Annotated in this window: 19 protein-coding genes; 18 read left to right on the top strand and 1 reads right to left on the bottom strand. The window is 47.5% G+C overall.

Going from position 1 to position 25,258, the window contains the following annotated elements; genetic code table 11:
* Nucleotides 1-834: 834 nt before the first annotated feature.
* Nucleotides 835-1,086, bottom strand: coding sequence for a hypothetical protein (locus BC351_RS41640; protein WP_144028453.1), 252 nt, complete (start codon nt 1,084-1,086; stop codon nt 835-837).
* Between the two features lie 113 nt (nt 1,087-1,199).
* Between BC351_RS41640 and BC351_RS18925 the strand changes: the two genes are divergently transcribed.
* The 18 genes from BC351_RS18925 to BC351_RS18840 all read left to right on the top strand — a co-directional run bounded on the left by BC351_RS18925 (nt 1,200) and on the right by BC351_RS18840 (nt 25,174).
* Nucleotides 1,200-2,258, top strand: a complete 1,059-nt coding sequence (locus BC351_RS18925; protein WP_244209089.1) for an ABC transporter permease — start codon at nt 1,200-1,202, stop codon at nt 2,256-2,258.
* Between the two features lie 50 nt (nt 2,259-2,308).
* On the top strand, nt 2,309-3,178 hold the full coding sequence (locus tag BC351_RS18920) for a carbohydrate ABC transporter permease (RefSeq protein ID WP_079414349.1): 870 nt from the start codon (nt 2,309-2,311) through the stop codon (nt 3,176-3,178).
* A gap of 85 nt (nt 3,179-3,263) precedes the next feature.
* Nucleotides 3,264-4,859: an extracellular solute-binding protein gene (locus tag BC351_RS18915; RefSeq protein ID WP_079414299.1), complete on the top strand. Its 1,596-nt coding sequence runs from the start codon at nt 3,264-3,266 to the stop codon at nt 4,857-4,859.
* A gap of 40 nt (nt 4,860-4,899) precedes the next feature.
* The gene (locus BC351_RS18910) at nt 4,900-7,260 is read left to right on the top strand and encodes a helix-turn-helix domain-containing protein (RefSeq protein ID WP_079414298.1); all 2,361 of its coding nucleotides are present in this window, start codon (nt 4,900-4,902) and stop codon (nt 7,258-7,260) included.
* A gap of 23 nt (nt 7,261-7,283) precedes the next feature.
* Nucleotides 7,284-8,378 (top strand): TolB family protein, encoded by a 1,095-nt coding sequence (locus BC351_RS18905; protein WP_079414297.1) that lies wholly within the window; start codon nt 7,284-7,286, stop codon nt 8,376-8,378.
* Nucleotides 8,379-8,543: 165 nt separating this feature from the next.
* Nucleotides 8,544-9,377, top strand: coding sequence for a class I fructose-bisphosphate aldolase (locus BC351_RS18900; protein ID WP_244209088.1), 834 nt, complete (start codon nt 8,544-8,546; stop codon nt 9,375-9,377).
* Between the two features lie 24 nt (nt 9,378-9,401).
* Nucleotides 9,402-10,559 (top strand): Gfo/Idh/MocA family protein, encoded by a 1,158-nt coding sequence (locus tag BC351_RS18895; RefSeq protein WP_079414295.1) that lies wholly within the window; start codon nt 9,402-9,404, stop codon nt 10,557-10,559.
* 2 nt (nt 10,560-10,561) lie between these two features.
* Nucleotides 10,562-11,779 (top strand): carbohydrate kinase family protein, encoded by a 1,218-nt coding sequence (locus BC351_RS18890; protein WP_079414294.1) that lies wholly within the window; start codon nt 10,562-10,564, stop codon nt 11,777-11,779.
* 76 nt (nt 11,780-11,855) lie between these two features.
* Complete coding sequence (locus BC351_RS18885; protein ID WP_079414293.1) at nt 11,856-12,620, top strand: DeoR/GlpR family DNA-binding transcription regulator; 765 nt, start codon at nt 11,856-11,858, stop codon at nt 12,618-12,620.
* A gap of 422 nt (nt 12,621-13,042) precedes the next feature.
* Nucleotides 13,043-14,047, top strand: a complete 1,005-nt coding sequence (locus tag BC351_RS18880; protein WP_079414292.1) for an asparaginase — start codon at nt 13,043-13,045, stop codon at nt 14,045-14,047.
* 89 nt (nt 14,048-14,136) lie between these two features.
* A complete protein-coding gene (locus BC351_RS18875; RefSeq protein ID WP_079414291.1) occupies nt 14,137-15,486 on the top strand; it encodes an ABC transporter substrate-binding protein in 1,350 nt (449 codons plus the stop codon).
* 79 nt (nt 15,487-15,565) lie between these two features.
* Complete coding sequence (locus BC351_RS18870) at nt 15,566-16,459, top strand: carbohydrate ABC transporter permease (RefSeq protein ID WP_079414290.1); 894 nt, start codon at nt 15,566-15,568, stop codon at nt 16,457-16,459.
* Nucleotides 16,459-17,298 carry a carbohydrate ABC transporter permease gene (locus BC351_RS18865; protein ID WP_079414289.1) on the top strand — a complete coding sequence of 280 codons (840 nt, stop codon included), beginning with the start codon at nt 16,459-16,461 and terminating at the stop codon, nt 17,296-17,298. Before BC351_RS18870 ends, BC351_RS18865 begins: the two co-directional genes overlap by 1 nt.
* A gap of 27 nt (nt 17,299-17,325) precedes the next feature.
* Nucleotides 17,326-18,003 (top strand): copper homeostasis protein CutC, encoded by a 678-nt coding sequence (locus BC351_RS18860; RefSeq protein ID WP_079414288.1) that lies wholly within the window; start codon nt 17,326-17,328, stop codon nt 18,001-18,003.
* A 94-nt stretch (nt 18,004-18,097) separates the two neighbouring features.
* On the top strand, nt 18,098-19,264 hold the full coding sequence (locus BC351_RS18855) for an ROK family transcriptional regulator (RefSeq protein ID WP_079414287.1): 1,167 nt from the start codon (nt 18,098-18,100) through the stop codon (nt 19,262-19,264).
* A 540-nt stretch (nt 19,265-19,804) separates the two neighbouring features.
* Nucleotides 19,805-23,581 (top strand): sugar-binding protein, encoded by a 3,777-nt coding sequence (locus BC351_RS18850; RefSeq protein ID WP_079414286.1) that lies wholly within the window; start codon nt 19,805-19,807, stop codon nt 23,579-23,581.
* Nucleotides 23,566-23,796 (top strand): hypothetical protein, encoded by a 231-nt coding sequence (locus BC351_RS18845; RefSeq protein WP_079414285.1) that lies wholly within the window; start codon nt 23,566-23,568, stop codon nt 23,794-23,796. The genes BC351_RS18850 and BC351_RS18845 overlap by 16 nt, the downstream gene beginning before the upstream one ends.
* Before the next feature lie 337 nt (nt 23,797-24,133).
* Nucleotides 24,134-25,174: a glycoside hydrolase family protein gene (locus BC351_RS18840; protein ID WP_079414284.1), complete on the top strand. Its 1,041-nt coding sequence runs from the start codon at nt 24,134-24,136 to the stop codon at nt 25,172-25,174.
* Nucleotides 25,175-25,258: the final 84 nt, after the last annotated feature.

Here is a 25,258-nt window from a genome sequence, read left to right as displayed (position 1 = left end):
TGTATGGCTTGTTGTATATGAGATGTGATGGAGTTGGGTGTATGGCTTGTGGTAGATGGAGTGTGATGGAGGTGAGTGTATGGCTTGTAGTAGATAGAGTGTGATGGAGTTGGATGTATGGCTTGTGGTAGATGGAGTGTGATGGAGTTGGATGTATGGCTTGTGGTAGATGGAGTGTGGTGGAGTTGGATGTATGGCTTGTGGTAGATGGAGTGTGATGGAGTTGGATGTATGGCTAGCTGTAGATGGAGTGTGATGGAGTTGGATGTATGGCTTGTGGTAGATGGATTTGTGATGGAGTTGGATGTATGGCTTGTGGTAGATGGAGTGTGATGGAGTTGGATGTATGGCTTGTGGTAGATGGAGTGTGATGGAGTTGGGTGTATGGCTTGTGGTAGATGGAGTGTGATGGAGTTGGATGTATGGCTTGTAGTAGATGGAGTGTGATGGAGTTGGAGACCTGTCGGAGAAAGATTCTGAGTATCGCAATGCTGGTTCTGCTTTCTGGACTCTGTTCAACTACGATGCCGCGGCACATTTGAGGCTATCTCATAAGCAGTTTCAGTGTTGAAGCCGCTCCACTGGGGCTAAATCGGAAATTTCTGCTTCCATGCTCCCATTGATTGGGGGCGTATAGGTCCAACTGAGTCTTCTAAGTGGCAAAACCTGCAAAAGTGCAGGCTTTTTTAAGCAAATAGCCTCGAAAAACGGAAATTCCTGCAAAAATGCAGGCTTTTTAAGCTTTCCCGTCCTAAAGTTAGAGAAAGGCTTCAAAAGCATGCATAATTGCAGGAATTCATTGTTAAAGGCTATTTCAGCATGAAAAAAGATGCATTATCGCAGGCTTTCCGAGAAGCAAGTGGTTGGAAGCCGCTGAACGCCGCTGCAAGTTGTTGCACTGTCGTTGCAACCCGCCGCACTCGCACACAACGCAGCACTTAGCCGCAACCCGCCGCACTCGCACACATCGCAGCACCTAGCTGCAACTCGCCGCACTCGCTCAACCGCCGAACTCGCACACATCGCAGCATCTAGCTGCAACTCGCCGCACTCCCCAGATATCCGCATTTCGTTACGCTTACTCATAATAGCCTCCCCTTCCCAACCCAGGCGCCATTTGCCTGGGTTTTATCATCAATGGCATAGAGGATCAAAAAAGGTGTATGCCTCCGATCAAAGGATGCATGAGGTCGCAAAAAGTGGAGATTTCCAGAGAAGTCGCCGGTTGTTATGTTGGATTCAAGCCGAATCGCAGCAAGAGGCTGACAAACAGAAAGGAAGGTGAACGAAGTATGCTTGCACAACCAGCCGTAGATGCCCCAGTCACCGGTCATGCCAAACAGATGACATCACGGAGATCGTTATGGAGAGATCTAAAGCGCAGACCGTTTCTCTATATGCTGCTCCTGCCGGTAATCGCTTACTTCATCATATTCAAGTATTTCCCCTTATACGGGGAGATCATTGCGTTTAAGGATTTTCGCTTAGCTGACGGTATTTGGGGCAGCAAATGGGTGGGGCTGGACCAGTTCACCCGGCTGCTGCACAGCACTGAGCTGTTGAAGATTGTACGCAATACACTCCTGTTGAATCTATATGGATTGGTTTTTGGCTTTCCTGTGCCGATCGCGCTCGCCATTATGCTGAACGAAATCCGGGTGGAATGGTACAAGCGAGTGGTGCAGAACCTGCTTTACTTGCCGCATTTTTTATCATGGATTATTCTCGGCACGATCGTTATCGGACTGCTTTCCCCAGGCAGCGGGTTTGTCAATTATGTGCTGAAGGCGTTCGGGCTTGAACCGATCTATTTTATGGGCAACACTTTTTGGTGGCCCTTTGTTTATGTGTTCTCCGGTATATGGCGGGATGCAGGATTCAGTACGATTCTTTATTTGGCAGCAATGTCCAGCATTGATCCACATCTGTATGAAGCGGCCCGTATGGACGGCGGCGGCAAGCTGCGGCAGATCTGGCATGTAACGCTTCCAGGCATCCGAAGCACGATCGCGCTCATGCTGGTTCTGCAGATGGGCCGCATGTTCGACGTGGGCTTCGAGCACATCTGGGCGCTGACCAATCCGATGGTGACCAGCGTTTCCGACGTGATGAGTACGTACATTTACAGACTTGGTCTGGTCAATCTGCAATACAGCTACACGACCGCGATTGGATTGGTCCAATCCCTCGTCGGCTTGGTGCTTGTGCTTCTGGTGAATCGCGTTATTCGGGCGATGGGAGAGCGAGCGTTATGGTAGCGGAGCGTATGGCTGGCAGTAAATATAAATACCGAAAGGAGGGGCTGCGGATGGCCAATTGGAAAGAACGCGTGCCCCGCGTACTGCTTTATTTCATTTTAGCGATATGCACGTTCTCGACGTTATTTCCGTTTCTGAATGTGCTGGCTGTTTCCCTTAGTTCGGGTGAGGCCATACGTGCCGGAAGTGTTTCAATTTGGCCCAAACAGTTCACATGGGATGCCTATCGCAACTTGATTGATGACGGACAGCTGTTCATGGCGATGAAAAATACGGTTCTAATGACGGTTGTTGGCACCACGCTAAATATGCTGGTTACCATCATGGCCGCTTATCCGCTGTCCAAAATGGATCTGCGCGGACGGGGACTGGTGCTTGGCATGATTATTTTTACGATGTTGTTCAGCGGAGGGCTGATCCCACAGTTTCTGCTTATTAAAAGCTTGGGGCTTATGAATACGTATTGGTCGCTTTGGCTGCCAGGCCTTCTCAGCACGTACAACTTTTTCGTCTTGAAGACCTTCTTCGAGGGTTTGCCGGGAGAGCTTGAGGAGTCGGCAGCCATCGACGGGGCGAAAGACTGGGTCGTACTTGTGCGTATCGTTCTACCGCTGGCGCTTCCGGTTATCGCAGCCTTGACGCTTTTCTATGCGGTGGGGTGGTGGAATGCGTATTACAACGTGCTTATTTTTATCAAAAGCTCAACCCAAATGTCTTTGATGGTGAAGCTCTACCAAATGATCGACAACCTCGATCCCGCCCTGCTGGTCGGAGATTTGGCGAACGCGAACAACGCGCTGCCTCCGGAAGGCGTTCGTGCGGGAGCCGCGATGCTGGCTTCGCTGCCGATTCTGATTATTTATCCGTTTCTGCAAAAGTATTTCGTGAAAGGCGTTTTAATGGGCTCTGTCAAAGGCTAGCTTGTTGAACGCAGATTGTCTTATCGCTAGTCATAATGGCGCCAAACGCCTTGTGATATAATCAATCCATGTGGGAGGTCATTGTATGAAGAGAACAAAAAGATGGGTGTTAGGCTCCACGATTTTGGCCATGACGTTGGGAGCGGCTTTAACCGGCTGCAGCAAGGCGGAGGAAGGAGCAAGCAGCAGTCCAGCTCCATCCGCAGCAGGCAAGGCGGGAGATAAATACGATAAGCTGCCGAAGGCCGTTAGCGTTGCGATGTACGACCGCGGCGCCGTTGCCGCAGAAGAAGGCTCCTATGAACAGAATCGCTGGACCAAGTGGATTCAGGAGCAATCGGGCGTTCAGGTCAAATATGTGCCGGTTCCCCGCAACCAGGCGCAGGATAAGCTGAATACACTGATTGCCTCAGGTGAAGCACCTGATTTAATCTGGGATTATGACCGCAATTATATCGGTACGCTTGTCTCACAGGGCGTCGTTCAACCGATTGATGAATACATCAATCAATACAGCAGTGTCATTAAAAATTATATCAATGAAAATCCAGACCTGAAGCCGCTTATGACATTTGACGGCAAAATATATGGGATTACAACGAAGAGGCCAATGAATGGCATAGCCAATGGCGGCATGTGGATTCGTCAGGATTGGCTGGACAAGGTAGGCATGAAGGCGCCAACGACAGAGGAAGAGTTTTTTGCCGTGACCAAGGCCTTCAAAGAGAAAGGGTTGTCCGGGAATACGAACGCACCTGTCGTATCGATGTATGTCTGGCCTAACGTGATCGCTGGCCTCTATGCGACACATAGCACGCAATGGTACCTCGAGGGCGGTAAAATGGTTAATTCGAGGCTCGTTGACCGCAATGTGGGTGCAATTAGCTTCGAGCGCAAGCTATATGAGAACGGATACATTGATAAGGAATATATGACGGATAAAAATAGCCAGAAGATGATGGCGGACTGGGCGCAAGGTAAATCAGGCATCCTGATCGGCAGCGTTGGCAATGGCATCGACACCTATATGAAGGATCTGATGAAGAATTTCCCGGATGCGAACCCGGTGCCGTTACCGGCTTTCGCAACGAAGTACGGCAAGTTTGGCGCTTACCAAGAAACGCCAGCCAATATTTATGTGGCGTTCAATAAAGATATGAAAAATCCGAAGGCAGCAATCCAATATCTCGACTGGCTGCTGGATAAAGGCTGGTACACACTGGCAAACGGTATTGAGAACACGCATTTCAAATTAGTGAATGGCGTTCCTCAGGTGCTGGATGCGGACAAATATAAGAAGGAAGTTGCCTATGCCGGAGAGTATGCGATCCTAAGAAATGATGCGAAGACGTTCAAGCTGGAGGATTTGATGGTTAAAGCCGCACCGGATCCGCTTTCGCAGCGCTGGGCGAAGCTGAACGTTGAAGCGATGAAGACAGCGCTAAGCGTGCCGTTCCGTCGGGATATTCCGTTCTCCCCGAATTCGCCGGAAATCAGCAATGTGCTGGCGAGCGTCGAGCTGAAGCTGGTCGAGATTCGCACAAGAGCGATCGTCAAAGGCGATATTACGCCAGAGCAAGCGCTTGAGATGATACGTAAAGAATACAAAAGCGCTGGCGGCGACAAGGCAGATCAAATTGCCCAAGAATGGTATGAAAAAAATAAAGCAAATTTCAAATAACTCGCAGTAGCAATTGTCGAGAACTCGAGGGGGCAGAGGCATGTTTTGGCGACAAAAGAGAAGCCGTTCGAAGCGCGCTATGTCGATCATTTTACTTTTTTTGAGCCTATGTATTGTTTCGACAGCAGGCCTGTCTTATTTCATCACGACCGATCATCTTCAGGCAGAAGTCGAGCGAACGAATATGTCGCTGCTCCACGAGGTCAATGATAAACTGCTGTTGGTGCTGAAAGGGATCGACTCGGAAACGATGCAATTTCTACGCAGCCGGGATATGCGGACGTTCATGGAGGATGATGCTGCGGATCAGCAGGATACCATCACGATCAACAACCGGATCGGAGATATGCTGCTGAGCAACGATACTATTTTTTCCATCGATTTGTACTCCTATGCGAAAAAGCGCTGGTCACAGACGAATCCGTTTCAGACGGCGGAGCCGGGCCTTGATTATCAATGGATTCGTGAGTTCGAAAGCTACAAAGGCTTTTATCAATGGATCGGTACGCGAAAGGTGTCTATCGATGAAACGGGTAAGATTCGGCAGAACGTCATGACGCTCATTCGCTCCTATCCGCTGACACATGGCGAAGGATACCGAAAGGGCGCAGTTGCGTTCAATGTTGATGAGCGTTCCGTCTACAATCTGATCAAAAATGCGATAGATCCTTCTCTGGGGTACTTGTTTCTGACAGACGAGCAAGGCACTGTGCTCAGTCATTCCGATAAATCGTTGATCGGCACGCCTGCAGGCGAGGTGCTTTGGTCCAATGAAATGACTAAGCGGGATGAAGGGCAGTTCCGTACCAAAATGAATGGGATCAACAGAACCGTCTTTTATATGAAAAGTCCGTATACGGGCTGGGAAATTGTAAGCGTGGTATCCGATTCTGAGCTCAGCAAGCCGCTGGTTCAGGTGCGGAACACAATGTTTGGCATTTCGATTATTTTGCTGCTGTTGGCAGCGGGCATGGCAGTTGTACTGAACAGCTGGATGTTCCGGCCTGTGAACAGGGTCCTCTCGAATGTGACGAAACAGCTGCAGGCGTATAGCGGCAATGAAAGAAGAAGCGAGTATGCGGCAGACGATGAATTCAGCGGCATCGAAGTTTCCTTGTCGTACATATTGGAAGACAGCAATCGTATGTACAGGCAAATGCGCGAAACACAGCCAGTTATCAAATGGCGGCTGGTGATGGACGCGCTGATCGGCGCGCGCAAAAATCCGGGCGAACTGCTGCCCAGCCTTGAAGCAATCGGCTTTCCGCTGCACGCGGTGCAATATATCGCAATGGCTGCCCAGTTCGATGGAAAGTCCGCGATAGCGACTCCTGAGGATCTTCATTTATACAGCTACGCCCTCTGTAATGTGGCGGAGGAGATGATCAACACCGAGTACCGGGGAATCGCCATTGAAGCGCGGGACGGTATGGTGGTTATTGTGATCAGCTTTGACGAAGATAACGGCGAGGCGAATCTGCTGCGGGCATTGGCGGTTGCCGAAATGATCAAGAGCTATGTGGAAGAACAGTTCAAACAGACGATCTCAATTGGGCTCGGCCGCATGACGCAAGATTTGGGCGCGCTGCAGCATTCCTATCACGATGCGATGTCGGCACTGTCGTACAAAATGATACTCGGCGGCAATTCAATTATATCCAGTGAGGATATCCGGGAGCCGGCGAGCGGAGAATTTATGCGCTTGCTTGGCATGACCGATGGGATCGTTGACTCGCTGCGGATGACCGATGGCGAGAAGATGACGAAGCAGACGGAGCGTTGGTTCGGCGAGATGGCTGGCAGCGGCGCTGCGCCTGATATGATTCGCCAGCTTGTGGTGCATTTTATGATGAAGGCAGCCAAGACGGTAGGCGAGATTGATCCGTCGCTGCTCGAGGAGGCGCCGTCGCATCGGCTATTCGATCTGTTGAGCCAATATGAAAGCATCCATGAGTTGTCGGACTACGTCATCGAGCAGCTTGGCCGCTATGCAGGGCTAATTGATGAGAGACGCAGCAATCGAGATCGAAACGACGTTGTTGAGCGGATCACCGCTTTCATTGACGCCCATTATATGCACAGCGATTTGTCATTGAATTATTTGGCAAGCGAGTTCAAGCTGAGTGTGTCGCATGTGAGCCGCATTTTCAAGGAGCAAACGGAAAGAAATTTCATCGATTATTTGATGGATATTCGCATGAGCAAGGCGAAGGAGCTGCTCGCCGGCAGCGATATGCTGATCCGAGATGTATCAGGGGCGGTCGGCTACACGAATGTCAACAGCTTCGTGCGAATTTTCAAGAAAAGCACGGGATTTACCCCAGGCGAATATCGGGAACGGGAGCAGGCGCTGCTCAGAGGAGCAGAGGGCGCTGCTAATACAGGCGATTCCACCGAATAATAAGGCAACAGGAGGTACGGACGATGCTAAAGCAAACATCATTTACAGATACAATCACAGGGCTGCCGATCCTCGCACTAGGCTCAGAAGCAGGCGATACAGGGCATCTTTATTTTACGGCGATGTCCTGGTTGTCGAACAGCCGGCATCTCATTGCGTATACGGACATGGACCGGGAGACGTGGAAGGGCAATATCGTGCGTTTCGATACGGAAACGGGTCATAGGCAGGTGCTGGAGGAAGGCCGGATTTGGGGAAGCGGGGCTGTTTCGAGCGATGATATTTTATATTTGTTGGACAAAAATGAGCTATACGCAATTGATGCATGGAGCGGGCAGCGGCGTACGATTTGCAAGCTGGAAGAGCACTGCACGTTCTTTGGGCCCTTGTCGATAACGAATGACGGCAAGATGCTAGGCGTGTATTGGAAGGAGGCGCTTCATCCGTCCGAGGGTGCTGAGTCTCAGGAAGCCGATTGGGTAATCGGCACGGTGAATTCGGTCAGCGGTGAGGTGCGCGAAGCAGCTCGTCCGCGGTTTGAAGAGCCTTATCCGGTGGCGAATCATGCCATGATCAATCCGGTCGATCCGCAGCAAGTGTTCTTCTCGCATGAGGGCGCAACGGAGCAGATTCCGGATCGGCTCTGGGTGGTTGATACGCGTACTGGAGACATGCGCAATCTCTTTTTGCAAAAAAGAGCGGAGAGCGGACTGCCTGTCGAGTATGTCGGTCACGAAATGTGGGCGTTCGACGGGAGCGGGCTGTATTTCGTGAAATATCCGCATAGTCCGGATCAACCTACAGGTGTGTATTTCGTAGATCGGCAGGGCGAGCATAGCGAGTTCATTAACGGAGATTATCGGTATTGGCATGTTGGCATCAGTCCTGATGGCAAGCATGCGGCCGCAGATACACAGGAGCCAGGCATTTCCAAAATCGTGCTGATCAACACGGCTACGAAACAGTCCACCCTGTTATGCGAGCTGCCATGCCGTGGGATGCATCCAGGACATCCTCATCCGTCCTTTAGTCCGGACAGCCGGAAGATTGCCTTCACATTTTCGGATGCGCAGGATGTGCTGCAAGTCGGCATTATAGACATAAGCAATCTAAAGTAAACCTTATAAAATTAGTTTAAACCACCTGATTCATTCCGGGTGGTTTATTTTCTATAGACGAATGTTCGAAATTAACTTATTATAATGTTATAAAACAACATTTAAGGTTATTAACGAACTTAAATTTCGTTGTAGAATAACAATTATTTAAGGGAGTGACTTTCATTGACACTTAAACCAAGATTAAACCGAATGTTTAGTGAGCAGGGGAAATGCTTTGATGTGGCTGTGGATCATGGTTTTTTTAATGAGTTTGGTTTTCTAGCTGGAATTGAGAATATGAAGCAAGCGATCACAACGATTGTAGAAGCAGGTCCCGATTGCATACAACTAAGCGTTGGGCAGGCTGGACATCTCCAGTCCATCCCGGGTAGTCAGAAACCTGGACTCGTGCTTCGTACAGATGCAGCTAATATTTATGGAAGCGAGCTGCCGCGATTCTTGTTTAGTGAGCTTATCGATAAGGCGATTGAGCAAGCTGTCCGACTCGACGCTGTGTCGGTCTGTGTTAATTTGCTGCTGCTGCCAAATCAGCCAGAGCTGCATTATCAATGTGTTCGCAATGTTTCGATTTTAAAAACAGAATGTGAAAAGTACGGCATGCCCCTTATGGTAGAACCTTTGGTTATGCTGGCGAATGACGTCAAAGGCGGCTATATGGTAGATGGCGATATCCATAAAATTTTACCCCTCGTACGCCAAGCCGTTGAATTGGGCGCGGATGTCATTAAAGCAGATCCTTGTGACCATGTAGACGAATATCACCGGGTTATTGAAGTAGCTTCCGGAATTCCGGTACTTGTGCGCGGCGGCGGGAGAGCAAGTGATGAAGAAATTATGACTCGTACCGCAGCCTTGATGAAGCAAGGCGCTTCAGGCATCGTCTATGGCCGTAATGTCATTCAGCATCCGAATCCGGCCGACATGACTAAAGCCTTGATGTCCATCGTTCACCACGGCAATTCCGCAGAGCAGGCTCTTGCTATTTTAACTTCATAACATTTCAAAGGAGATCGTGCTAACATGTCCAAAAAAATCATTCGTTTTGGTGTTATTGGCTGCGGCTTAATGGGGAAAGAATTCGCTAGCGCGGCAGCCCGCTGGTGTCATCTGACCCATGTTGATTTTGAACCAAAGATTGTGGCCGTATGCGATGCGAATGCGGCTGCTACGCAGTGGTTCCAGGATAACATTGCAAGCGTAGAGGCGGCTTACACAGACTATAAGGAGCTTCTTGCTAATCCTTCTGTTGATGCTATTTATTGCGCTGTTCCGCACAATCTGCATGCGCAAATCTACATCGACATTATCGAAGCAGGCAAGCATTTGCTGGGCGAAAAGCCTTTTGGCATAGATCAGGCAGCCAATCGGCTCATCTCAGAAGCCATTATCAAACATCCTAACGTCATCGTTCGTTGTTCCTCTGAGTTTCCTTTTTATCCGGGGGCTCAGCAAATCTTTCAATGGGTGCAAGAGAATAAATTCGGTACAATTATCGAAGTCGAAGCGGGTTTCTGGCATTCCAGCGATCTTGATCCGACCAAAGTGATTAACTGGAAAAGGCGAATCGCGACGAATGGCGAATATGGATGCATGGGGGATTTGGGGATGCACGTTCTGCACCTGCCTATGCGGTATGGCTGGAAGCCGAAGTCAGTAAGGGCCTTATTGTCCAAAATCGTACCCGAAAGACCGGATGGAAAGGGAAATATGGTTCCTTGTGAGACGTGGGACAATGCGATTCTTGCCTGTGACGTTGAGCTGGAAGCCCAACAGTTTCCTATGATTCTATCAACGAAACGGATTGCTCCAGGCAATGCGAATACGTGGTTTATCCGGATTACAGGTACGGAGTTCTCTGCAGAATTTACGACCAAGAATCCTAAACAAGTAGCTTCCTTGCCTTATACACCAGGCGGAAATCAAGCATGGCATGTCGAAGATGCGCCATATAAATCAGCGTACGGCACGATTACAGGAGGTATCTTTGAATTCGGCTTCTCGGATTCGATTCTCCAAATGTGGGCAGCTTTCTGTGATGAACTGGCGCATGGCAGCGATACGCAGCAGCCTTTCTACTGTGCAACGCCAGAAGAAGCAGCAGGAAGCCATAAGGTTTTTACAGCCGCATTGGAATCGAACCGGACAGGGCAGACGATACCGATCAACTGGAGGGATTAGCTTTGAGTCAGAACGAAGCGGAAGTGATCATTGCTGGGCATATCTGCTTGGATATCATACCGACTATTTATGAGAAGCAATCAGGTATGGGGGCTTTACTGGTTCCAGGTAAACTTGTAGAGATAGGTCCTGCTGTCATTGCAACGGGAGGGGCAGTTTCCAACACAGGAATTGCCCTTCACAAGCTGGGAAGCAAGGTAAGTCTAATGGGCAAAATCGGAAAGGATCAGTTCGGTGAAGCTATTCTAACCATTTTGAGGGAGCATAGCGCGGCATTAGTTGATGGCATGATTGTGTCTCCTAACGAGATTAGCTCTTATTCCATTGTGATTAGTCCTCCGCATATAGACCGAACCTTCCTGCATGCAACAGGTGCCAACGATACCTACTCGGCGGAGGATCTTAGTTCTGAACAGCTCAAAAGCTCGCGCTTGTTTCATTTTGGATACCCGCCTTTAATGCGCAAAATGTATGAAAACGATGGTCATGAAATGGCTTTGTTGCTTAAAAAGGTGAAGGACAACGGGCTGACCGTATCGCTTGATTTAGCTAAGCCTGATCCCGAGTCCGACGCAGGCAAGGCGGATTGGCGCGCTATTTTGGCCAAAGCACTTCCGTATGTCGATGTGTTTCTGCCTAGCTTTGAAGAAATTCTTTATATGCTGCACCGCGAAACTTACGATGAATTGCTGCAAGCGGCTCCCTCCGGGGATCTCTTGCCCTTGGCGAGCGGAGCTCTTCTTTCTGAAATTTCGGAAGAACTGCTGGAAATGGGAGCTGCAATCGTTGGGCTCAAATTAGGAGAACATGGCTTGTATGTGCGCACCACCTCTGACGCAAGTCGTCTTGTGGCAATGGGACTATGCGCGCCGGCGCAAGATCAACTTGGAAATTGGGCGAATAGCGAGCTGATAACTTCCACCTACAAGGTAGACGTCGCGGGAACGACGGGCGCTGGTGATTGTACAATTGCGGGATTTCTGCTTGGCCTTATGAGGGGCTTAACGTTAGAAGAGACCCTTCATACCGCTGTTGGCGTCGGTGCGTGCAATGTAGAACGAGCAGATGCAACAAGCGGCATTCCAGACGGGACAGAAGTGTGGCGCAGAATCAGCGGCGGTTGGGCCAAGCGTGAAATGAAGCTTAATTTGCCTAATTGGGGCCTGCATGAGGATGGCTTATGGATCGGACCCCATCACAAATCTGCGGTGAGACGCTGAAAGAGAACTTAAGGTTGAACCTCAAGGGAGTTATAGCGATAATAGAGTCATTGAAGATTACTAACGGGGGCTCTAGATGACACATAACCAAACCATTAACCAACGCCAGCAGCAAATTTTGGATCGAATGGCTTTAGACGGCGAAGTTAAAATAGCGGAGTTGAAAGATAAATTTGAAGTTACCGAAATGACGCTGCGCCGGGATCTAGAGAAGCTTGAATTCATGGGACTGCTTAGGCGTACATTCGGCGGCGCCATTCTCGTAGGCAAGGATATTGCGCTGCAGGATCGTACGGGCTTAATGATGGAGGAGAAGATGAGAATTGGCTTGCAAGCTGCACAGCTTGTTGCCTCTGGCGATTCGATTTTTCTGGATGGAGGTTCAACAACGCTGCAGGTAGCCAGATATTTGAAGCCGGAATTGAACATTACCGTTGTTACGAATGCCCTTAATATTGCTGCTGAGCTTCAGGGAAAGCAAATTTCTACCATCGTAGTTGGTGGCATGATGTTGGATCAAACGTCAACGTTGGTCGGTCCTATTGCAGCCGGTTCCATCGCTAAAATGGCGTTTGACCGTGTGTTTATCGGTACCACTGGCGTATCGGTCAAGCATGGTTTCAGCAATTCCAATATGCATGAAGCAGAAATCAAACAGCTTGTCATCGAGCAAGCATCCGAAGTGAACATTGTTATGGATCATACGAAATATAGCATGAGGGATTTATTTTCCTTCGCATCGCTGGATGGTGTGGATCGTATAATCTCAGATCGCCGTCCTGATCAGGAATTGGAGGAGGCTTTGAAAGAAGCTTCTGTGGAGATCGCAGCAAGCGGTTGAATGTGTATATCAAATTTCGGCGGTTCCGAAAAGAATAATAAACCCTCCCAATTCTAGCGAAGCTAGAGAGTACTTATTATTGGGAGGGTTTTTGCTGCGCTTATTTAATGATTGAGTTAACTTAGTTGACATGAGTTATTTTTACAATTGTCTTTAAATGGCTTGTACTTAAAAGAGAAAGCGCTACCTGTTAGTTTACTTAACAAAATAATGAAAAAACGTTTGACAATAGGCAGGGGAGTTGTTAATATTTAATTATTAACATCACTGGAATAAATAAAAGACAAAACAGATTATTTTTCTTATTTATTTAGGTATTACGCTTTTTTTGTTGCGTTTTATCGATAATTAATAACATGTATGGAACAATTACCCCGCAACAACATTAGACCAAGAAATTAAACGCAAAGAGGGGAAGACGAATGGATAAAACATTAGTTGAAGAGTATCGTGGAGGTGCATTGGAATGCGTGCATAGCGGGCATATATGCGGAGTCTCCATCTCGGGTGCTGTTAAGTACACAGTTGGGGATGTAGAATCATTGACTTATTTAAGGTCATCCGGCAAACCATTTCAAGCAATTCCTGTCATTAGACACGGCGCGGATAGAAAGTTCGGGCTTTCTGATAAAGAAACGGCTATTATGATCGGTTCCCATCGTGCGGAGTCCTTCCATGTTGAAGCTCTGGAATCCATGCTTGCCAAAATTGGGGTGGGAGAAGAAACGCTTGTCTGTCATCCCACGTACCCCTTAAGCGTGCCTGCCTCAGAAGCCATGCTTAGGGCGCAGAAGCCCAAACGTTCGATTTATCATAATTGTTCTGGAAAACATCTTGGCATCCTTGCTTTGTGCAAAACAATGGGATATAAGACGGAAGGCTACTTTGAACCTGAACATCCTGCTCAAATCGAGATCGTAGACACGCTCGCTTACTTATCAGAATGTCCTAGAGAACAGATCCACATTGGTACGGATGGTTGCGGTTTTCCAGTATTCGCTATTCCTCTTAAGCATTTGGCGACTGCCTTTATGAAGCTGGCGTGTCCAGAGGTGATTGAAAATATTGAGATTCGATCCGCCGTCATCCGAATAACTGCTCTTATGAACGAGCATTATGAGATGATTGCCGGTTCAGAGCGTATTTGCTCCAGTTTACTTATGGATCCCAATATTGTCGCTAAGGGTGGAGCTAAAGGCGTGTATTGCTTCGGCTTGAAAAAAGAAAAGCTAGGTTTCGCGCTCAAAGTAATGGATGGTTCCGAGGATGAATGGCCTATTATTACGGCATCTATCCTTGAGCAGATTGGTTATAGCAACCAAGCGACGATTGATCGAATGTATCAACTTACGCCAACGGACATGATTAACGACAATCAGAAAATTATCGGAACGAACAAAGCCGTGTTTACTTTAGAAACGAGATAGAAACCTAGGGCTTAGTTACTAAATGATGTTGAGGAATTATCTTCAGCAAGATTTTATAACATAGATTAAATTATAGGAGGGGTTATAAAATGAAGAAAAAAGCTACGATTCTAGCCTTATGTACCAGTCTTGTTCTTACTTTTGCATTAGCAGGCTGCTCTACGAACAGCGGGCAGAATGAAGCGGCCAAAGCCACTGGAGCCGCAGGTGCCAAAGAAACGACAGGCAAGAAAGCGAAAATCTCGTACCTTGATCCGCTTCCAAGTCAGGAAAGAACAGCGCTTATGCAGGGACTTTTGAAGAAATTTCAGGAGAAAAACCCGAATATCGAAGTTGAATATACGTCTGTTCCTTGGGATGACGCGAACAAGAAATGGATGACGATGGGTGCTGCTGGCATTCTTCCTGACGTATTGAGTATTGATGATACTTCCTTGGTAGCGATGGCTTCAGCTGGTTATATCGAGAACCTGCAGCCCTTCTATGACAAATGGGATCAATTGAATAATTTGACGGAAGCAACGAAGCAAGCGAGAAACAAATTCAAAGGCAATGTCTACGCGATTCCGGATGGATTCTTGCTGCAGGGCTTATTTATAAGAAGCGACTGGTTCAAAGAACTGAATATGCCTGAGACTATCGCGACATGGGATGATTACTTTAATTTAGCGCAAAAATTCACGGATTCGGCGAAAAACAGATACGGTATTTCCTTCAGGGGAGGCGCCAATGGCGTTATTCGCGCAATGGAATATGTGATGGCGGCAGTCCATTCTGACAGTTGGTTTGATAAAGATGGCAAATCGATTCTGTATAAACCTGAAGGCGCCGCAGCCTTTAAGAAGTTCTATGACGTTTATTTAAACGGAAATGCTCCGAAGGAGTCTGTTAACTGGGGCTTCAATGAGATGGTGCAAGGGTTCTTGAACGGTCAAACCGCTATTTTAAATCAAACGCCAGAGGTTATTACTACAGCTCAGAAAAATATGAAAGAAGGCACATGGAATGTAGTTCCAATGCCCAAAGCAGATGACGGCAAACGTTATATTTTCTGGGGTTACACAGCGGCATATGCCATGTCCTCCAAATCGCAAAATAAAGACGCTTCTTGGAAGCTAATCGAATTCTTAAGTTCTCCGGAGAACAATTTGGAGTACAGTATCAAAAATTCGACGATTCCAATTTACAAAGATAATCTGAAGGATCCGTTCTTCAACAAAGGTCCTATTGCTGGGTACGCAGGTTCCATGGCGGATTCCAACATTGTGTTTGCAGGCCCGCCAAGCCATTTGACGAAGCTTGGTCAATTCACGGGAACGTTCGCCGTGGAAGAAACGCAGAAATATTTGACAAAAGCTCAATCGCTCGAGGATACCGTTAAGCATCTTGCGGATTTCCTAACGAAAGAACAGCAAGCTTATATGAAGGAAAATCCTTAGAAGGAATACAGACAACCGGGGATGCGGAAGAATCCTCGGTTGTCTATTCTGAAGTATTGAGAAGGCGGGGAGAGAAAGCATGCTAAAAGCAATTAGATGGAAATCATTTGAGCCCTATTTATTAATCGCTCCTGCTGTTTTGATTATACTAGCTTTTTTTGCTTATCCGTTACTATCAGGACTTAAGCTGGCTTTTATGCATTATGTCTTATTTGAGCCGGGCAATATTCACTTTTCAGGCTTTGAAAATTTCAGATCATTGCTGGAAGACAAGAATCTCCCTCAAATATTAGGGAATTCCGTACTTTGGGTCATCCTCACGGTAGGTTTGCAATTCGTTCTTGGGTTCATTTTGGCACTAGCGCTAAATAAACAGTTTAAAGGGAAAAACATCTACCAATCTATTGTCTTTCTGCCTTGGGCTGTGTCTGCTTTTTTAATCGGGATGATTTTCAAGTGGTTGTTTAATGAACAGAATGGGCTTATTAACTACTTATTGGTGAAATTCGGAATTCTGGAAAAAGGCATCCCCTTTTTGGCTATTCCACATGTCTCTATTTTCCCAGTCATCGCTGCAATGGTATGGTATGGAGTGCCTTTTTTCGGAATTATGATTCTTGCTGCTCTACAAAACGTACCTAAAGATATCTATGAATCTGCTGATATCGATGGGGCAGGCCGAATGACCAAACTATTTCGAGTTACGATTCCTTATATCAAACCGACGATTATTATTACTTTGCTGCTCCGAGTGATTTGGGTATTCAATTCCGCCGATTTGATTTACATCATGACTAACGGAGGGCCAGCGAATACTTCTCATAACTTGCCTTCCTATATATTTAATAAAATCTTCTATACGACTGACTACGGGCAAGCCTCCGCTTTGGGAATTATGATGTTGGCGATTCTTATTCTTTATACGTTAATTTTCTTGAAAGCGACTAAATATGATGATGCAGGTGATTTCTAATGGTCTCCTATGTTCGTAATGCAACCCCGACAGTTTCTCGAGTTTTTGCGTTAACATTGTTTCTAATTGGTGCTTTGTTTCCGTTTTATTGGATGTTGGTCACTTCTCTCAAGGATAGACAGGAAATTTATAGCGGTAAACTAACGCTGTGGCCGCAAAATTTAACTTTTTCGAACTATGTGGATACTTTTCAGAATTCCAACTTTCCGCACTATTTTATGAACAGTTTTATCGTAAGTATGAGCAGTTCAATCCTGGTGTTGCTTGTATCTATTCTAGGCGGTTATAGTATGGCTAGATATTCATTTCGAGGCAAAAAGGTATTTCTTATTTCTTTTTTGGCTACTCAAATGATTCCTGTGATGGTCATTCTAGTTCCGCTTTTCATTTCATTCAGCCAGCTGCACTTGTTAAATAAGCTCCCTTCGTTGATTATTACGTATACGGCCATGAACATTCCATTTTGCTTACTGACGATGTCCAGTTTCTTTCAGAGAATTCCTGTATCCCTCGAGGAAGCAGCTCTTATTGACGGGTGCAACAAGTTTCAAACGATGATCCGAATTATTCTGCCCATTATGCGGCCGGGAATTGTTGCTACGCTTGTATTCGCATTTACGGGCGCGTGGAATGATTTGTTTTTCGGGGTTATGTTTACGAATAGCGAAAGCACCAAAACAGTCCCTGTAGGACTAAGCAGTTTTGTGCAGAAATTTGATATTAACTGGGGGCAAATGAGCGCAGCGGGTATTTTATCTTTGATTCCGGTTGTGATTATGTTCGCTTTTGCCCAAAAATACATCGTATCAGGCCTTACTGAGGGTGCAGTCAAAGGATAACAATTTCAATTGGGAGGAGGGAGAATTATGCTGTTGGAAGTTATTGCAACTACAGTGAGGGATGCTGTGTTGGCCGAACAGAGCGGTGCAGATCGTATTGAACTAATAACTGGCATTCTAGAGGGTGGGTTAACGCCTAGCTGCGGCTTAATTGACGAGGTTGTGCACAGCACGACTATACCTGTTCAAGTGATGATTCGCCCGCATAGCCAATCTTTTTGTTATGACCAGCGAGATCTGAGTGTGATGATCAAAGATATACAGACAGTGAAACGGATTGGCGCCCATGGCATTGTACTTGGGGCGCTAACCTCAGAGCGTGGGATCGATCATGAGGCGCTGCGCCGATTATTGGATGAGGCTGAAGGGTTATCCGTAACTTTTCATCGGGCATTTGACGAAGCAAGCAATCTAGAGAAGGCTCTAGAGGAACTTCTAGCTTATAGCCAAATTGACCGTGTGCTCACCTCTGGAGGTAAGCCAAATGTGCTTGATGCGCAAGAAGAAATCAGACAGCTTGTTAAGCAAACGGACCATTCTCACCTGCGTATTTTGGCCGGGAGTGGATTGACAGTAAGTGCAATTCCCGCTTTCCTTCAAGCGACAGGTGTTAAAGAGATTCATTTCGGCAGAGGGGTACGGATGAATAATAATCCGCTGCATGAGATTGATACGGAACAAATTAAAAATATGAAAAATATTTGAATAGATCGTGATGCTGCTGGTTGACTGCGGTGTACAGGATTGTTAACATTAAACTTATTAACATGGGTGGAATAAAGAAGAGGAATCCAAGTCAATGAAAAAAATTGAGAAGCATGACCAAGATGTTATCAGGCTGCACAATAAGCAGATGATACTGGAAATTATTAAAAAGCGTCGGCCTATTTCCCGGGCGGAAATCACCAAAATCACGAAGTTGAGTCCTACATCCGTAGGGCGTATTGTAGGCGAACTATGTGAACAAGGCTTGGTGAGGGAAACCGCGTTAACCTCGGTTGGGGTTGGGCGCAAGGCTATTATGCTGGATATAGATCCTCAAGCGGTATTTACCTTTGGGGTGGACATTGGCAAAAAGGTGATTAAATTCGGCGTCATGGAATTCAGCGGCAAGCTGCTCCATGAAGAGCGGGTTGAACATACCGCTTTGAAGGCAACTCCTGAAGCTACGGCTGCTTTAATCTCCGAAACGATTAACGTGATTATTGCGAATAAAAAACTCGATAAGTCGAGAATCATCGGCATCGGCATCGGCGTGCCTGGTGTGATCGACCATGATCGGGGAATCGTCCAATATTCCTCTACATTGGGTTGGAGAAATATCCCTTTCGCCCAGTTCATCCAGGACAAGCTGCATATTCTTACGGTCATTGACAATGACTTGAAAGTGAAGATTCTTGCTGAGTATTTACTAGGCTCCGCGCAAGGATCGAGAAAGACGGCATTGATTGAGTTGGGCACAGGAGTCGGTTCCTCTTTGATCATCGATGGCGATATTTTTCGCGGGGGTTCAAACAGTGCCGGGGAGTTAGGGCATACAACGCTTGACCCGAATGGCAACATGTGCGAATGCGGCAAAAGAGGCTGTCTGCAAACGTATATCGACGAGTCGGCTATTCTGCATGAAGCCAACCGAATCAAGGAGACTGCTGATATGCAGCAGTTGTTTGCAGCGGCACAAAACGAAGAGAACTGGGCTCAGGACATTATTTCCAGAACTTCGCTTTACATTGGCATAACCATTAACAATATCGTCTGCATGTACAATCCCGATGCCGTCATTTTGTGCGGCGATTTGGTGGAAAATTATAGCGAGATTGTGCCTTTGATCGAAGAACAGTGCGGGCAGGTGGTCTGGGAACCGTTTCGCGACACCTTTAAAATTCTGACTTCCGAATTGAAAAGCAAATCGATCGTTGTAGGCGCAGCAATGTTAGTGATGAATAACTACGTAGATAAATCTTGATAAAATCCGAGCTGCCGATTTGCTGGCGGCTTGGATTTTTTTAATATATAGGAGTTTATATGTTTTGGAGTGAGCGCTGAGTTACTCCAGCCGCCTTGTGCGAACAGAGGGAACTCCAGTCCGCTATTCTAGCCAAAAGTATCCATATCGCGGGGGTGAGGGAACTCCAGTCCGCTATTTTGCTGTTTCAAGGCAAATTCAGCGTTTTTCGTGGAAATAAGACCCTGTAGTTCCGCTAATACCATAGCATCCCTGCTATTTGCCTATATAGCGTCCTCTAGTTCCCTTAACAGGTTTTGTCGCTACTAAGAGGCTGATCTCTCAGGGCGGCGAAGCCGTTTTCTTTAGCCTTGTCATGAAAAGAATATAAGCGCAAAAAGTGTGTAGTCCTCCGAGCAAAAGAAGCAGAGGGCCGCAAAAAGTGAGACTTTCCATATAAACAGGCGATTGTTAAGGTAGGTTCAAGCCGAATCGCGATAGGCTGCCAATGTTGGTTTGAAATGAAAACGCATTCAATAATGAGAGGGAGTGAATTTACTAGTGATAACAAAATGGATGTTAAGCTTTATGCTGGTCTCGTTAATGTTTACTACACCTTTGTTTGGTCTGCAATCCCTCGACAATACGACCGTTTATGCGGCAGAACCGCTGCAAAATACAACGATCGGCAATTTTGAAAGCGAGGAAGAGGTTTGGAATTTCGGTCTGGGATCCGAGTTTCCGGGAGCTCAAGGCGCGTATGAGCGGGATGCGTCGGCACCGAGATCCGGGACCTTCGCGGGGAAGCTGCACGGTGATTTCAGTGCGGGCGGCAAATATGTGGCCATCGGTAAAAAGTTTCTGCCCTTGGATATGCAGAAGCTGGAATTTTGGGTTAAGTCGGCGGACGCCTCTGCCCTTACGCTGCGGGTGGTTGATTCGACCGGACAGGTACATCAGCGGAAGATCGCACTGGCGAATGCCAATTGGCAGAAGATCGAGATCAGCACCTTCAACATCGGCACGAACTATCTGCATTTCGGCGGCGCCAATGACGGCAAGTGGTACGGTCCTGCTGGCGGAATCTCCTTTTTGCTGGAGAAGTCCAACTTGATCGGCGGCAAAACGAGCGGAGACGCTTGGGTCGACGATGTGTCGGTAACGGCGCCTCCTCAGGAGAACGTATGGGAGAACGCAATCGGCACCTTCGAGAAGGGCTTCGATATATGGACGCTGGCCTCGCAAGGCGGAGCCAAGGGTGAATATATCCGGGATACGGCCGAGGTTAAGTCGGGGGCATACTCAGGCAAGCTGAGTGGAAATTTCAGCGCCGGCGGGCTGAATGTTTCGCTTGGACGAAGCTTTCCTACGCCTATGGATATGAAGAAACTGGCGTTTTGGGTCAAAACGGCCGATTATACTGTGGTCCTGCTGCTCGCGAAGGACTCGACGGGGCAGGTGCATCAGCAGAAAATCGCCTTGGCACCTACCGGGGATTGGCAAAAAATCGAAGTGTGGACCTTTAACGCCGGCACAAGCTATTTGCATTACAACGGGGCCAATGACGGGGTATGGCATGGTCCGGCCCAGGGAATCGCACTCTTGGTGGAGAAGTCAGGTCTGGTCAGCGGCAAAATAAGCGGGGATATCCGCTTCGACAATGTCGTTGCGACCGGTTCCTTCCCGGACTTGTCCATCCAGCAGTCTCGCATGGGAAATGTTTTTCTGGCGAATGAGTCCGCAGTTTTCCCTCTTGCAACAAGGGGGGATACGGTAAGCTGGAGCGTATATGATCATTTGGATCATCAACTATTGGCAGGCAATGAGGCGGTGCAGGACGGGCAGTTGAATCTGACGGTTCCCCTTCAGCAGCTTGGTTATTTTAAGTTATCCGTTGCTGCGAAGAAAGAGGGTCAAATGATTCAAAGTATGGATATTTCGTTTGCTCGTTTAGCCGCTGATGACCCTACCTTAGCGAACAACTCTCCGTTTGGGGTATCGACGCATCTTGCACGAACAAGTGATGGATGGACGCCTGAGTTAAGCGCACTGTTGAAACGCGCCGGAGCCAAAAATTTCCGTGACGAAATCACATGGGTCGATGTTGAATATGAAAAAGGGAAATATCAGAAGCCGCCAGGCCGTGACGCTTTTATGCGGAAAACGCAACAAGATGGATTGAAGCCGTTCATTACCTTCGACTTTACCAGTCCGTTTTATGATCAGGACAGCACGCCTTATTCGGACGAAGGCCGTCAGGGGTTTGCCAATTATGGCAAGGCTTTGCTGGATTTATACGGCAGCCAGATGGAATGGGTGGAAGTCTACAATGAGTTCAACGGCGGCTTCGGAGATAGAGGGAACGGTCCCGCCGACTCCCGTCCCGACTATTATTTCAAGCTGCTGAAGAAAACCTATGAGACGGTGAAAGCCTCCAGACCGGATGTCACGGTTGTCGGCATGGCGTCGAACGTAGATATTCCTTGGATGAAGGAAGTATTCCGGCTTGGCGGGCTCCAGTACATGGACGCCGTTTCCATCCATCCGTACAATCGAACGTCAGATGGTATGCTGCAAGCTATTCTTGACGCCAAAAGCTTAATCCGCACGTACAATAACGGTCAAGACAAACCGCTTTGGATTACAGAGGTTGGCTGGCCAACACATATTGGCGCTACGGGCGTAGACGAGAAAACACAAGCCGATTATTTGGTTCGTGCTTATGTGCAAGCGCTGGGCGCGGGGGTTGAGAAAGTATTCTGGTACGATTTGATGAATGATGGCATGCAAGCCGACTATGGGGAAAATAATTTTGGTCTCCTTCGGCACCAGAATGACCCCAAAGGCCAGTTCACGCCGAAACCCGCTTATGCGGCATACGGTGCAATGACCCGTGAATTGACGGGCGCTGCCTTCGCCCAGCAGGAAACAGCTGGCGCAGGGATAAACAGCTACAGATTTGATAGAAACGGCCAGAACCTAAGAGTCGTCTGGGCCAATACGCCTGTTCAGGCAGCGATTCAAACGAATGTGCCGATTCAAATTACGGATATCATGGGGAATACAGAAACCTTCACGCCGATTAGCGGCAAGGTGTATATGACCCTAACTGCGGAGCCTATTTATATTCAAAGCGACATCGACGGCATTGCGCTCGACTCAACGTTCGCTGTGCTCGGAGAAGAAGCGGTAACGGGGGAATCCGTCGCACTGAAAGTGGAAGCGAACAATACCTCTTCGTCGCCTATCGCTGTATCATTTGAGGTGGAAGGAGCAGCCTATCCACTCTACGCGGGAGCCGGTCAGAAGACTTCGCAGCCATTCGCTCTGTCTGGATTAGGCCAAGAAGGGATTCGCTATGTAACGGGCGATTTGACGGCAAACGGAAGTCGAATCGGAAGACTGAAACACGCTATCCAGACGCTCCCTTCCTATAGTGCAAGAGTTATTCCTGTCATTACCGATGTGAATACCAAAGCAGAAGCATTGAAGATCCAAATTCGGAATTATTCCAAACAGCAGGGTCTGACTGTCAAAAAAGCAAATTGGCAGTTCGGCTCCCAGTCAGGCACGCAGGATTTAAGCTATGTGATTGCTCCAGACACGATCAAGACGTTTAATATTCCACTTAGCAATTTTCCATATGGCGTTAGCAACCAAGCGCAGGTGACTGTCCAGTTTGACGGCAAAAATTCTTTCACATACGCGGGGAAACTGGATTTCAATCCGATTCTTCCCGGCACGGTACACATTGACGGCTTGCCTGACCCTGAGATTGCAGCGTTGGCGCCGCTTGCCCTTTTGTCGCAAGGGACGGTAAAAATGCAAAACTACGGGGGGCCATCGGATTTGGATGGCAGCGTATGGTTGAACTGGGATCAGAACCATTTGTATCTGACAGCGAAAATCAAAGACAATGTTCATTACACGCCTGCCAGCGGAGAGGAAATTTGGAAAAACGACAGCCTCCAATTTGCGGCTATGGCCGGTATCCCTGGCGAGAACTTGGCTTCCTATGAATTTGGCTTATCCCAGACTCCAGTGGGACCGCAAATCTTTCGGTGGTTGTCGCCTAACTCGAGCGTTAGACAGCTTGTAACGAACGGATCGCTGCAAGTATCGCGAGATGAAGAACAGAAGGTCACAGTCTATGAACTTGCACTCCCATGGGCTGAGCTTGCGCCGATTAAACCGGAAACACAGGGAGCCTTCAGTTTCTCATTGCTAGTCAATGATAACGATGGTGCCGGTCGGAAAGGGTATATCGAGTGGGGCTCGGGGATTGGTGAAACGAAAGATCCGAAGAAATTTAGAACCGTTCAATGGATCAAAGATTAGGTGCCTCCGGTGATCATTATTACAAGAAGAACGTTCAGGTGGAGTTGAATGGCGAGGAATGGACTTCCGGAACGCCTATAACTGAGAAAGGAGATTATGCATTATCTGTGCAAGCTGTGGATCAAGCAGGGCATGCTGCGGAGCAAACAATTCCTTTCAAGCTGTACCACAGCACGGTGTTGGCAGCATCAGACGCAGTTGTGAAGGTGAATTGATGAGTCTGAAAACCTGCGAAAGTGCAGGATTTTTCAGAGAAATCGCATCAGAAGTGGAAAAGCCTGCGATTAGGCAGGCTTTTCAAGCTTTTCCTTCGATAAGTCAGGATAAGGCTCTAAAAGGATGCACAATCGCAGGAATTCCATCATTATAAGCAAATTTAAGCTCAAAAGGATGCATAATTGCAGGTTTACACAAAGCTCAGCTGTAAACTGCACGGATGTCGGCGCTATTACAAGTAAAATTGTGATTCTGTTGTTCTGGTTTGTTCAGATTCATTCTAACTTATGACTTTGTTTCTTAACTTATACGATACGAAAGCTAGGTGGCTCATTAATGTCGACAATAGAAATTGAGCAGCTTGCACAGCTGCATACACCATATAAGCTTAACCATCCGGTGTTGAGTGGATCAGGACTGGAGGGGGATTTTGACTCGCAGGCTGTGGACTGTCCTTTTGTTTTTGTCCATCAAGACTGCTTCTATATGATGTACGTAGGGTTTGATGGAAAGGGCTATCAAACTGCGCTGGCGACAAGTTCCAATTTGCTCGATTGGGAACATAAGGCGATTATTCTCCCGCGCTTGAAAACGGAGGAAAGGTGGGATCACATAGGTGCTGCAGGATCTTGGATGCTGCTGGAATCCAATAGCTTGTATGACCTCCCACGGCTCAAAAAGATAAATAACCGCTATTGGATGGTTTACCATTCTTACCCGGATCAGGGCTATGAAGCGGGCGGAGCCGTGATGGGTTTGGCATGGACGGAGGATGAGAGCTTGCTGGAATGGCATCGGCTGGACGAGCCTGTTTTTTCTAATAAAGAGGGAGCGGACTGGGAGAAGGCAGGTTTGTACAAATGCTGTGTGATCGAGCATGATGAGAAGTATTGGATGTTCTACAATGCCAAGCGAGATGACGAGTGGCCATGGAAAGAAGAGACAGGCCTTGCAGTCTCGAGCGATTTGATCCATTGGGAACGTTATGAAGGGAATCCTGTCTTGGAGACAGTGGAGGGGAATTTTTACAGTCAATTTATCAGCGATCCTTGTATAAAACATGATGGACAGCAGTGGGTGAATTTTGCGTTTGGTTTTGATGGCCGTCATGCACAGGGAGCTCTTGCGGTATCTGATGATTTGCATAACTGGCGAACTGCCAAGCAGCCTTTAATTACTTACGGGGAGCAAGGCGAGCTTGACGAAATTCATGCTCATAAGTCTAGTGTTATTTATTGGAACGGGGTGCTGTATCACTTCTATTGCGCGTGCAGACATTATCAAGCCGGTGACAGGACCAAGCTGGAGGTATTCGAAGACCAATATGAGTTTCGCTGTATAGCGGTTGCAACTAGCAAGCCACTGAGAAGTGAATAGGGCTGATGTTCTTTATGATGGAAAACAACTGATATTTGTAGAGGAACTTTCGCATTTATGCGGAGGTTCTTTTTGCTCAATAGG

The sequence above is a fragment of the Paenibacillus ferrarius genome (assembly GCF_002027705.1).
Classification (GTDB): Bacteria; Bacillota; Bacilli; order Paenibacillales; family NBRC-103111; genus Paenibacillus_E; species Paenibacillus_E ferrarius.
Note: the sequence above shows the minus strand (reverse complement) of the source record. Positions and strands in the feature narration are given on the sequence as shown.

What these genes read in the sequence shown, in the direction of transcription:
- BC351_RS41640 (WP_144028453.1), bottom strand. Translation starts at nt 1,086, where the DNA reads ATGAGTAAGCGTAACGAAATGCGGATATCTGGGGAGTGCGGCGAGTTG.
- BC351_RS18920 (WP_079414349.1), top strand. Translation starts at nt 2,309, where the DNA reads ATGGCCAATTGGAAAGAACGCGTGCCCCGCGTACTGCTTTATTTCATT.
- BC351_RS18915 (WP_079414299.1), top strand. Translation starts at nt 3,264, where the DNA reads ATGAAGAGAACAAAAAGATGGGTGTTAGGCTCCACGATTTTGGCCATG.
- BC351_RS18910 (WP_079414298.1), top strand. Translation starts at nt 4,900, where the DNA reads ATGTTTTGGCGACAAAAGAGAAGCCGTTCGAAGCGCGCTATGTCGATC.
- BC351_RS18905 (WP_079414297.1), top strand. Translation starts at nt 7,284, where the DNA reads ATGCTAAAGCAAACATCATTTACAGATACAATCACAGGGCTGCCGATC.
- BC351_RS18895 (WP_079414295.1), top strand. Translation starts at nt 9,402, where the DNA reads ATGTCCAAAAAAATCATTCGTTTTGGTGTTATTGGCTGCGGCTTAATG.
- BC351_RS18885 (WP_079414293.1), top strand. Translation starts at nt 11,856, where the DNA reads ATGACACATAACCAAACCATTAACCAACGCCAGCAGCAAATTTTGGAT.
- BC351_RS18880 (WP_079414292.1), top strand. Translation starts at nt 13,043, where the DNA reads ATGGATAAAACATTAGTTGAAGAGTATCGTGGAGGTGCATTGGAATGC.
- BC351_RS18875 (WP_079414291.1), top strand. Translation starts at nt 14,137, where the DNA reads ATGAAGAAAAAAGCTACGATTCTAGCCTTATGTACCAGTCTTGTTCTT.
- BC351_RS18870 (WP_079414290.1), top strand. Translation starts at nt 15,566, where the DNA reads ATGCTAAAAGCAATTAGATGGAAATCATTTGAGCCCTATTTATTAATC.
- BC351_RS18865 (WP_079414289.1), top strand. Translation starts at nt 16,459, where the DNA reads ATGGTCTCCTATGTTCGTAATGCAACCCCGACAGTTTCTCGAGTTTTT.
- BC351_RS18860 (WP_079414288.1), top strand. Translation starts at nt 17,326, where the DNA reads ATGCTGTTGGAAGTTATTGCAACTACAGTGAGGGATGCTGTGTTGGCC.
- BC351_RS18855 (WP_079414287.1), top strand. Translation starts at nt 18,098, where the DNA reads ATGAAAAAAATTGAGAAGCATGACCAAGATGTTATCAGGCTGCACAAT.
- BC351_RS18845 (WP_079414285.1), top strand. Translation starts at nt 23,566, where the DNA reads ATGGATCAAAGATTAGGTGCCTCCGGTGATCATTATTACAAGAAGAAC.
- BC351_RS18840 (WP_079414284.1), top strand. Translation starts at nt 24,134, where the DNA reads ATGTCGACAATAGAAATTGAGCAGCTTGCACAGCTGCATACACCATAT.